The 9,741-nt window shown below is 69.6% G+C and carries 12 protein-coding genes; 4 read left to right on the forward strand and 8 right to left on the reverse strand.

Annotation, left to right across the window (positions count from 1 at the left end; genetic code table 11):
• Nucleotides 1–20 precede the first annotated feature (20 nt).
• Nucleotides 21–2,165 (forward strand): RNA polymerase recycling motor ATPase HelR, encoded by a 2,145-nt coding sequence (helR, locus tag ACFYY8_RS23950; protein ID WP_390044409.1) that lies wholly within the window; start codon nucleotides 21–23, stop codon nucleotides 2,163–2,165.
• A gap of 15 nt (nucleotides 2,166–2,180) precedes the next feature.
• On the opposite strand, the gene ACFYY8_RS23955 is transcribed toward helR, so the two are convergent.
• Together ACFYY8_RS23955 and ACFYY8_RS23960 are read right to left on the reverse strand one after the other, a co-directional pair.
• On the reverse strand, nucleotides 2,181–2,852 hold the full coding sequence (locus ACFYY8_RS23955; protein WP_390044411.1) for a DUF2079 domain-containing protein: 672 nt from the start codon (nucleotides 2,850–2,852) through the stop codon (nucleotides 2,181–2,183).
• Entirely contained in the window at nucleotides 2,821–3,087 is a 267-nt protein-coding gene (locus ACFYY8_RS23960) for a hypothetical protein (RefSeq protein WP_390044413.1), read from the reverse strand. Before ACFYY8_RS23960 ends, ACFYY8_RS23955 begins: the two co-directional genes overlap by 32 nt.
• Before the next feature lie 138 nt (nucleotides 3,088–3,225).
• Here ACFYY8_RS23960 and ACFYY8_RS23965 point away from each other — a divergent pair, with 138 nt between their 5' ends.
• The gene (locus ACFYY8_RS23965; RefSeq protein ID WP_390044415.1) at nucleotides 3,226–3,633 is read left to right on the forward strand and encodes a hypothetical protein; all 408 of its coding nucleotides are present in this window, start codon (nucleotides 3,226–3,228) and stop codon (nucleotides 3,631–3,633) included.
• A gap of 335 nt (nucleotides 3,634–3,968) precedes the next feature.
• Nucleotides 3,969–4,412 (forward strand): GNAT family N-acetyltransferase, encoded by a 444-nt coding sequence (locus ACFYY8_RS23970; RefSeq protein WP_390044417.1) that lies wholly within the window; start codon nucleotides 3,969–3,971, stop codon nucleotides 4,410–4,412.
• A 48-nt stretch (nucleotides 4,413–4,460) separates the two neighbouring features.
• On the opposite strand, the gene ACFYY8_RS23975 is transcribed toward ACFYY8_RS23970, so the two are convergent.
• The 5 genes from ACFYY8_RS23975 to ACFYY8_RS23995 all read right to left on the reverse strand — a co-directional run bounded on the left by ACFYY8_RS23975 (nucleotide 4,461) and on the right by ACFYY8_RS23995 (nucleotide 8,071).
• The gene (locus ACFYY8_RS23975; protein ID WP_390044419.1) at nucleotides 4,461–4,880 is read right to left on the reverse strand and encodes a DUF4267 domain-containing protein; all 420 of its coding nucleotides are present in this window, start codon (nucleotides 4,878–4,880) and stop codon (nucleotides 4,461–4,463) included.
• Nucleotides 4,880–5,389: a cupin domain-containing protein gene (locus ACFYY8_RS23980; RefSeq protein ID WP_390044421.1), complete on the reverse strand. Its 510-nt coding sequence runs from the start codon at nucleotides 5,387–5,389 to the stop codon at nucleotides 4,880–4,882. The genes ACFYY8_RS23975 and ACFYY8_RS23980 overlap by 1 nt, the downstream gene beginning before the upstream one ends.
• Nucleotides 5,380–5,979: a TetR/AcrR family transcriptional regulator gene (locus tag ACFYY8_RS23985; RefSeq protein WP_390044423.1), complete on the reverse strand. Its 600-nt coding sequence runs from the start codon at nucleotides 5,977–5,979 to the stop codon at nucleotides 5,380–5,382. The genes ACFYY8_RS23980 and ACFYY8_RS23985 overlap by 10 nt, the downstream gene beginning before the upstream one ends.
• A gap of 99 nt (nucleotides 5,980–6,078) precedes the next feature.
• Nucleotides 6,079–6,903 (reverse strand): NAD(P)H-binding protein, encoded by an 825-nt coding sequence (locus ACFYY8_RS23990; RefSeq protein ID WP_390044425.1) that lies wholly within the window; start codon nucleotides 6,901–6,903, stop codon nucleotides 6,079–6,081.
• A gap of 310 nt (nucleotides 6,904–7,213) precedes the next feature.
• Nucleotides 7,214–8,071, reverse strand: coding sequence for an aldo/keto reductase family oxidoreductase (locus ACFYY8_RS23995; protein WP_390044427.1), 858 nt, complete (start codon nucleotides 8,069–8,071; stop codon nucleotides 7,214–7,216).
• Between the two features lie 117 nt (nucleotides 8,072–8,188).
• On the opposite strand from ACFYY8_RS23995, the gene ACFYY8_RS24000 reads away from it, so the two are divergent.
• Nucleotides 8,189–8,587, forward strand: a complete 399-nt coding sequence (locus ACFYY8_RS24000) for a winged helix-turn-helix transcriptional regulator (RefSeq protein WP_390044429.1) — start codon at nucleotides 8,189–8,191, stop codon at nucleotides 8,585–8,587.
• Here the strand turns inward: ACFYY8_RS24000 and ACFYY8_RS24005 are convergent.
• Nucleotides 8,572–9,552: a hypothetical protein gene (locus ACFYY8_RS24005; RefSeq protein WP_390044431.1), complete on the reverse strand. Its 981-nt coding sequence runs from the start codon at nucleotides 9,550–9,552 to the stop codon at nucleotides 8,572–8,574. The two genes, ACFYY8_RS24000 and ACFYY8_RS24005, sit on opposite strands and share 16 nt — an antisense overlap.
• Between the last annotated feature and the right edge of the window lie 189 nt (nucleotides 9,553–9,741).

Below are 9,741 nucleotides of genomic sequence, written 5' to 3' on the forward strand. Positions count from 1 at the left end.
CGAACAAGATCGGAACCGATGTGAAGACCGTCAGCGCGTTCGACCTTCCCGAGGGCCTCGCCGCCAAGGCCGTACCGGCGCTGATCGCCCGTGACGAACGGCACTTCGCGGCCATCGCGGAGAGCCTCGAACAGTCGATCGCCGAACTGTCCGACCGGCTCGACGCCGAGCTCAAGGCTCCCGGCGGCGCGGGACGGCAGGCGATGGACCGGGACATGCAGGTCCACCGGCTGACCGCCCGCCTGCGCACCCTGCGCCGCTTCGGCCTGGACCTGTGCCTCGGGCACATGGTCGGTACGGACGACCCCGAACCCGTCTACATCGGGCGGCTCGGTCTCACCGACAGTGAAGGCCGCAGGCTGCTGCTCGACTGGCGTTCCCCGGCGGCGGAGCCGTTCTTCGGCGCCACCCACGCCAACCCGATGGGGCTGGCCAGCCGCAGGAGATACCGCTGGACCCGGGGCCGGATCAACGACTACTGGGACGAGGTGTTCACCCAGGACGGGTTCGAGGGGCACGCCGCGCTCGACGACCAGTCCGCCTTCATCGCCAGCCTGGGGACCAACCGGTCGGCCAGGATGCGGGACGTGCTGGGCACCATCCAGGCCGACCAGGACGCCATCATCCGCGCCGGGTCCCGTGGCGCCCTCGTCGTGGACGGCGGTCCCGGCACGGGCAAGACCGTCGTCGCCCTGCACCGTTCGGCCTACCTCCTCTACTCCGACCCTCGGCTCGGGCACAACCGGGGCGGTGTGCTGTTCGTCGGCCCGCACCAGCCGTACCTCGCCTACGTCGCCGACGTCCTGCCCAGCCTCGGCGAGGAGGGCGTACGGCTGTGCACCCTGCGGGACCTCGTCCCGGAGGGGGGCTCCGCGGCGGTCGAGGCCGATCCCGAGGTGGCCCGGCTGAAGTCGTCCGCCGACCTGGTGGGGGCGATCGACAAGGCCGTCAGGTTCTACGAGAACCCGCCGACCGAGGGGATGACGGTCACGACGCACTGGTCGGACATCTGGCTGGGCGCCGACGACTGGGCCGAGGCGTTCGCCGTACCGGACCCCGGCACCCCGCACAACGAGGCGCGTGGCCAGATCTGGGAGGAGCTGCTCACGATCCTGGTGGACAAGCACGGCGACGAGGAGGCCCCTCCCCAGCTGCTGCGCAGGTCGTTGACGGGCAACCGGGAGCTGGTCACGGCCTTCAACCGCGCGTGGCCGCTGCTTGAGGCGACCGACCTCGTCGGGGACCTCTGGACGGTGCCCGCCTATCTACGGCTGTGCGCCCCCTGGCTCGACCGCGACGAGATCCGCAGACTCCGGCGGGAGAACGCCCAGGCCTGGACGGTCTCCGACCTGCCGTTGCTGGACGCGGCACGCCAGCGACTCGGCGACCCCGAGGCGGCCCGGCGCAGGCGTCGGCAGAACGCCGCCCTCGCCGCCCAGCGTGAGCGCATGTCCCGGGTCGTGGACAACCTGATCGAGGCCGACCCCGACGGAGAGGGGCTGGTGACGATGCTGCGCGGGGAGGACATGCGCAACTCCCTGGACGACGAGACCGTGGTGCCCGGCGCCGAGAAGGATCCGCTGGCCGGGCCGTTCGCGCACATCGTCGTGGACGAGGCCCAGGAGCTGACCGACGCCGAATGGCAGATGCTGCTCTCCCGCTGCCCGTCCCGCAGTTTCACCGTCGTCGGGGACCGCGCCCAGGCCAGGCACGGGTTCACCGAGTCGTGGCAGGAGCGCCTCGAACGCGTCGGTCTCGACCAGATCGCCCTGGCCTCCCTCAGCGTCAACTACCGGACGCCTGAGGAGGTCATGGCCGAGGCCGAACCGGTCATCCGCGCCGCGCTCCCCGACGCCAACGTGCCGACCTCCATCCGCAGTGTCGGCGTCCCCGTCCTGCACGGCCCCGTCTCCGACCTGGACACGATCCTCGGCACCTGGCTCGCCGAGCACGCCGAGGGGGTCGCCTGCGTCATCGGCCACCCCTCCTTCCGGGAAACCCCCCGCGTCCGCTCCCTCACCCCGGAGCTGGCCAAGGGCCTGGAGTTCGACCTGGTCGTCCTCGTCGATCCCGACAGGTACGGCGAAGGCATAGCGGGAGCCGTGGACCGCTACGTCGCCATGACCCGGGCCACCCAACGCCTGGTCATCCTCACGACCCCCTGAACGCGAGCCGTACGATCAGCTCCGGATCCGGGAGAGCACCACGTAGCCGTCCGACGAGAAAGCGACGCGGTAGTCGTTCTTGAGCAGGAAGTCGACCCGTGCGGTCTGCTCGTCGAGCGACTGGAACGGGAAGACGTGTTTTCCGACGTCCGCGACGACCCAGGGGGCCCAGCGTACGGTTCTGTCCCACAGCAACGTCCGGGTCCGGCCTGAGAGTGCGGGGGCGACGTTGTTCGCGGCTTCGACCAGGGCGTTCCCAGGAACGACGGCAACGGCTGCGGCGGCCGCCTCCGTCCGGGTCGTCGGGGCGTGGAAACCCACGCTGAAGAACCTTCCGAACGCGAAGAAGGGAACCATCGCGACACCGACCAGAAGGACCAGTGAAGGCCATCCTCGAACGACACGGAGAAGCCGTCCGGGGTTCTTCGAGTCCGGCCTCGGTGACGTCCGGGATCGTATGCGGGCCACCGTTCTTCGATATCCGTCGACTCCCCCGATGAACACCACCATCACGATGAAGGCGTTGTAGTGGTACTTCGGCTCCCACCAGTTCGGGAAAGAGCTTGAGAGCATTCGCTCCATCAGCAACGGAACGGCGGCGACGGTGATGGGCGACATGACCGAGGCGAAGATGCGGCCGGCCGAGCGGCGGCCCTCATCCGGCTCGACGACGCCGTAGTTCCTCAAGCCATTCGCGTACCTGCTCGTCGTCGTGCAGAAAGTCCTCGCTCGGGCCGGGGGCCAGGTCGATCCCGTGCAGAAGGCCCAAGGCCCACCAGGCCGCGTCGTCCCAGGCAAGGGATTCGTCGGCGATCCAGCGCCACGCCCAGCGATCGGCCTCGTCCCTGCTCATCCGCCCATCGAGCATCGCGACGAAGCACCGCTCGATCTCATCCAGCCCTGGCTGCTCATCGCCGTCCATGAGCCGACCTTACGAAGCACCCTCGGGCACCGGCTCGGGAGTGGGTCCAGCCCCACCCTTCCGTGCGGCCATCCCCATACTGGGCCGGTTGGGATCTCCGTAGCGTCGTCACCACAGCGACACGGAGGAGAAGGACCCATGAACGAGATGACGAGCACCGGCGACGCCCGCGCCCAGGAGGCCTTCGCGGCGGCGAGGAAGTACGTCCTGCTCTTCGGCGCCATCAGCGCCGTCGTCCTGGGAACGGTCGCCGTGATGGCCCTCATCGGCGGCGAGACGACCTCGTTCATGTGGGTCCGGGCGGTCGTCATGCTCGCGATCGCCCCAATACTCCACCGGATGACCGTCCGGGCCGAGGAGGGGTCCGGCAAGGCTTTCGACCGGGTACGCACCCTGTCCGTCGTCATGCCGATCGCGATCATCGGCGTCGACCTGATTCCCGGCCTCTGCCCTGCCTGGTACGCCGTCCTCCAGGGCCTGTCGGCACTCGCCCTCATCCCCGTCGCCGTCATCACCCGCGGCTCCGCCTTCCCCAGGAGGAGCTGACCGTCCCTTCTGGTCGCGAGACACTCACCGAGGCGCCTTCCAGCCGCCCAGCTGTCGGTAATAGACGGATATGGCCGGATATGGACAGCGGCTCCCGATGACGATTCGGCGCCGGTGACGGATGTTGACAGACGGATGCCCGCCGTCCGTCGTGTGGGTGCCCCTGATCCGCGAAAGGCAGGGGAAGGGGTTTGTTGAAACCCAGGAGCCTGGCCCACACCGTCGCCGGAACGACTCTCACCGCGCAACCCGCCGCGGCCGCCACCACCGTTCGCCCCTTCCCTTATGCCGGCAAGGAAGTCCGAGGCCCGGTACGGAGGCGTTAGTCTGCGGCCATGATCGTCTTCCGCGAGGCCGTACCCGATGACTTCGCCGGTGTCATGCGTCTCTATCGGCAGTTGCAGCCGAAGGACCCGGTTCTGCGTGACGGGTCCGACGCGACGACCTTCACGCGGATCCTGGACTCGCCCGGCCTGCATCTGTTCGTGCTCGAAGCCGACGGGGCCGTCGTCGCCACGACGTATCTGAACGTGATCCCGAATCTCACCCGCTCCGCGTCGCCGTACGCCGTCATCGAGAACGTCGTGGTCGAGGAGGAACTGCGGGGCACGGGGCTGGGCAAGCAGATCATGGCCGGTACGCTTCGGGCCGCCTGGGACGCGGGCTGTTACAAGGTGATGCTCCTGACCGGGTCGAGCAGGCCGGCCACCCACGCGTTCTACCGGGCGTGCGGTTTCTCCTCCGACGCCAAGACGGCCTACCTCGCCCGTCCCTCGTGAGGCCGTGGACTCACGAGGGACGTTCACCCGGCCCGCCGGTGGCGAGGATCACGAGACCAGCGGGGTCGTGAAGGACGTGGCGGGCTTGGGGCGGGGGCCGCTCAGCAGGAGACCTCCGGTGAGGGCGACCAGGGCCGCGGTCGCGCCGTGCACACCGAAGGCGATCGCGGGCGTTCCACCGGAGAACAGCACCAGGAGCATGTCACCGATCGGGGTGAGCGCGATGGCCAGCATGGCCCATCCCAGGACTCGGCGGTTGCCGGTCAGGGCGATCGCGAGGATCACCAGGCCGGAGACCACATCCCGGATCCCCTTGACAGCGAGGAAGCCGGCTCCTTCACCCCGCGGCCAGCTCGGCAGGCCGAAGTTGGGCGCCATGGACTGGGGGGCGAGCAGGTAACTCACCCCGACGTAGCCGATGAACAGGGCGCCGATGACGGCGAGGACGGTACCGATCTTCGTGAGCATCAGAGCTCTCCTTCACCGTCGGTGGACGCCTGGCGGTCACGGGTCCAGACCGGGCTGTCGAGGAAGTGGTTGTCGTACAGCTCCTGGGAGGCCAGCAGTTCCTCAAGCGTGGCCTCGCCCCTGCGCAGCCGGTCGAGCAGCCGGAAGTACTCGAAGCGCTGGATGCCCGGGGCGACGACGATGAGGAGGTCGGCGGTGTGGCCGGGGGCAGCGGCGAAGGCGTGCGGCGTCATCGGGGGCACGGCCGCCACGTCGCCCGCCCCCAGCGTCACGATCTCCTCGCCCGCCAGGACGCGGGCCTTGCCGTCCAGGATGTAGAACAGCTCGGTCGAGGTGGCGTGGTGGTGGGGCACCGCGCCGTCCGCGCCCTCGGTGAGCGTCATCCTGAGGGTGCTCAGCGCGCCGCCGGTGTCGCTGGAGTCGAGCAGCAGCCGTCCGGTGGCGGTGGTCGAGACGATGGTCTCGGCGTCGACCTCTCGGACGACGGCGGTTTCCGCGATCAGCGACATGTCATGTTCCCTTCGAGCGCGCAGGAGACGAGCCGTTCCGCGTAGGCCCGGTCGATCGGTGCGCCGGTGATCGTTACTCGGTAGTAGAGGGCTCCCGCGAGCTGGTCGAACAGCGCCTCGGCGTCGAGGTCGGCGCGCAGTTCTCCGCGGAGCCGGGCGCGCTCGATCAGCGCGAGCGCGATGGCGTTCCGCCTGGCGTACTGCTCGCGGCCCAACCGGCCGATGTCCTCGTGCCTGGCCGCGGCGCCCACGAGTTCGCCGACGGCTCCCGCGGACGGGCCCCTGTTGCCACCCGCGGCGCGCATCCGGTTGAGCCCGGCGGCGATCTTCTCCAGGTAGTCGACGAGGTCGGCCCGGATGTCCCCGGTGTCGGTGATCTCGTCGTCGGCCTGCAGCCGGGCCACCACCGCGACGGCCAGGTGATCCTTGGTCGGCCAGCGGCGGTACAGCGTGGTCTTGGCCACGCCCGCCCGCTCGGCCACCTCGTCGACGGACAGCCCGGCGTAACCGCGCTCGAAGATCAGCGCGGCGGCGATCCCGAGCACCCGTTCGTCCACCTGCGTGTCACGCGGTCGTCCGCGCGGCGCCATGGCAGCCCCCTCATTTACGAAACCCTTGTTGCGAAATGAAAGCTACCCCCTCCCCCTCCAATTACGCAACTCCGGTTTCGTAAATGACGCGTGGGCCGGTCAGCGGAACGCGGCGGCGTTGCGCGTCGCCCAGGCGGCGAACGGCGTGGCCGGACGGCCGAGGACACGCTCCACGTCGGGACTGACCGCCTGCTCGGCCTCGGTTGGCTCGCCGAGGATGGACAGCGTGCCCTCCACCACCGGGGCGGGCATGAACGCCGACATCTGCGCGTGCGCCTGCTCGCGGGTCTGCTCGACGAACGTCACCGGCTCACCGATCGCCCGCCCGATCGCCTCGGCCCGCTGCCGCGGCGTGGTCGGCTCCGGGCCGGTGAGCACATAGGTCGCGCCGTCGTGCCCGTCACCGGTCAGTACGGCGGCGGCCACCGCCGCGACATCGTCGGGGTCGACGAACGGCAGGCCGACCTCGGCGAACGGGGCGGCGGCGGTGCGGTGCGCGCGGATCGGCTCGGCCCAGGCGAACGCGTTGGAGGCCATGCCGCCCGAACGCAGCACCGTGAACTCCAGCCCGGAGGCGGTCACGGCCCGCTCGAAACCGGCGGCGTGCGCGTAGGCGCCGCCGGGCCGGGTGCCCACCCCCTGGGAGGACAGCAACACCACCCTGGCCACCCCGGCGGCCTTCGCCTTCGCCAGCACTCCGGCCGGGTCCTCCCCCGCGACCAGCAGGAACAGCGCCTTCGCACCGGAAAGCGCACCGGAAAGGCTGCCCGCGTCTCCCAGGTCCGCGGCCACGGCGCGAACCCCGGCCGGGACGTCGGCCGCCTCGATCCGGCGGGCCACCGCCGTCACCCGCTCTCCGGCCTCGACGAGCTCCCGCACCAGCGCACGGCCGACGTTCCCGGTGGCACCCGTAACAACGATCATGGTTTTCCCCGTTCCAGGATGGCGAATCACTCCGCCACTTTGTTAGTTAGTTGGCTAACTGACGACAAAGCTAGCGGCCCACCCCATGCTTGTCCAATCTAAGTTGGGCAACTGACTCACAACGGATCGCGCAGGACCGCCGGGGAGTGAGGAGACGAGCCGCGAGAACTCACGATCGGCGCGTTGTCCGATTCGTGGAGCTACCTGGACGACATGCTCTCCGATCCCGACCGTGCCGTGGGATACGGGTTCGTCCGGCTCTCCAAGGTGCTCCGCGCCATCGGTGACGAAGCGTCCCCCTGAAGGCCGTTCAGCGGCCGATGCCGTCCAGTTCGGCCAGATCCTCAGGAGAGAGGGACAGTCCCGCGCCGGTGATGTTCTCCCGCAGGTGGGCCGTCGACGACGTGCCGGGGATGAGCAGGATGTTCGGTGACTGCCGCAGCAGCCAGGCCAGTGCGACGGACATCGACGTCGCCCCCAGCCGGGCGGCGACTGCGGAGAGCGCCGTGGACTGAAGCGGGTCGAAGCCTCCGAGAGGGAAGAACGGCACATACGCGACACCGTCGGCGGCGAGCCGGTCGATGAGCCTGTCGTCGTGGCGGTGGGCGAGGTTGTACATGTTCTGCACGCACACGATCGGCGCGATGCCCCGCGCCTCGGCGACCTGCTCCTCGGTGGCGTTGCTGACCCCGAGGTGGCGGATCAGGCCCTGCTCCTGGAGTTCGACGAGCGTCTCGAACGCCTCGGCGAGCGAGCCGGCCTTGGGGCCTTCGGCGTCGCCGAGCCGGAGGTTGACCACGTCGAGGACGTCGAGCCTGAGGGATCTGAGGTTGTCGTGGACCTGGCGGCGCAGGTCTTCGGGACGCCGGGCCGGAGGCCAGCCGCCCTGGTCGTCGCGGTCCGCGCCCACCTTGGTCGCGATGCGCAGCGACTCGGGATAGGGGTGCAGTGCCTCGTGGATCAACTCGTTGGTGACACGCGGCCCGTAGGCGTCGCTGGTGTCGATGTGGGTGATGCCGAGGTCGACCCCTTCGCGCAGAACGGCCAGGGCGCCCTCACGATCGGCGGGCGGCCCCATGACCCAAGGACCGGCCAGTCGCATGGCGCCGTAGCCGAACCGGGTGACGGTCAGGTCGCCCAGGGTCCAGGTGCCACCGGGTGTACTCATCGTGATGCCTCTCTTCATGTACTGGGGCGGTGTCCGCATCAGCATTGGAGAGAAACTTCCCATTGGGAAGTAGGTACTTTGGAGTGCGTAACCACCCGTGAGTGAGAGGTGCGACCGGTGACGACGACGAAGGCGGCCCAGGCCAAGGTGGAGTACGACGCGTTCCTGGCAGCGTGCCCCAGCCGGCAACTGCTCGCCCGGATCTCGGACAAGTGGGTCGTCCTGGTCCTGTGCGCGCTGGGCGGCGACGACAGCCCCGGTAGGGCGATGCGTTACTCCGAGATCGCCCGGCTTCTGGCCGGGGTCAGCCAGAAGATGCTGACCCAGACGCTGCGGTCGCTGGAGCGCGACGGTCTGCTCACCCGCACCGTGACGCCGACCGTCCCCGTCACCGTCTCCTACGAGCTGACCGACCTCGGTCTCTCGCTCCACCACATGACGCGCGGGCTCAGAAGCTGGGCGCAGACGCACATGGCCGAGGTCCTCGCGAACCGCGACGACTACGACGCCCGCTGAGCTCCGGCTCGGGACCGGTACACCTGGAGCACCGCACCGATCATGACGGCCCCGGCGGCGACCGCCAGGATGTTCCCGGCGAACGCGACGGGGAGGTGTTCCTGAGAGGCGAAGCCATCAGGACCGAAGGCGGAGATCCCCAGTTTCCAGCCGCTCCACGCGGTCAGGAAGCCCGATCCGGCGAAGGCCATCGCCATCGGGAACCACACGGGCAGCCGCCTGGCCACCCGGGTGGTGAGCACACAGACGCTTCCCACCGTGGCGAACGCCCACACACCGGAGGTCGCGGCGAGCAACCGGCCGTTCAGACCGAGGTCCGCGCGGAGCCCCGCGGTGCCGCCGACCGCCCAGAACGACCACATCACCCCCAGCACCGCCGCGACGACAAGTGCCGCCCGTACGGCGTTCGCCCGCCAGGTGGGACGGACCCGGGGGAGGTCACCGACCCGGCCCAGGAACGCCCAGGGCCACCGTTCCCGCAGGTAGATCGGCAGTCCGACGGCCAGGCCCAGTCCCATCCCGGCGAAACCGACGGTGAGGAACACCATCTCCCATCCGGCCGCCGCAGGCTCGGCGACGCTCGCGGCACGTGTTCCCTCCTCGGCGTTCCCGTCGCCGAGCAGAGCGCTCACCACCATGTAGGGCAGCATCGGCACCAGGAAACCCGCGGCCGTCCAGGCGGGGAGCAGCAGCAACGGCGCGGGGATCCGCATCCCCCAAGGCCGGGCCAGCGCCAGCCCGAGCGCCACCCCGGCCACCGCCATCACCACGGTCAGCGCGTTGAGCAGCGTCCAGTCGGCCACCTGCGTCTCGGCCCCCCACGAGCCGCCGCCGAGCAGCAGCCTCGCCACCCAGATCACCTTGACCAGCAGATACAACGACATCGTCCCGGCCGCGCCGTACCCGGCCCCCTGCCGTACGGCACGCCACCTCGGCCCCACGAGCGCCGCCTCTGAAATCGACATGACCGGAGTATGACGAAAATGGACAATGAACTTGAGGCCGCTCTCAGCCCTCTCTCAGAGAGTCTCAGCCGCCTCTCAGATATGGCCGCGGCTACCGGTGCAGGTGCTGAAGCCCGGATGCGACGTTTTCTTGGTCGGGCCGCGAAGGCGGCGTGCCCGTCCATAATCCATTGATGCGGGACGAAAACA

This window comes from Streptosporangium sp. NPDC001559 (genome assembly GCF_042893955.1).
In the GTDB taxonomy this organism is placed as follows: domain Bacteria; phylum Actinomycetota; class Actinomycetes; order Streptosporangiales; family Streptosporangiaceae; genus Streptosporangium.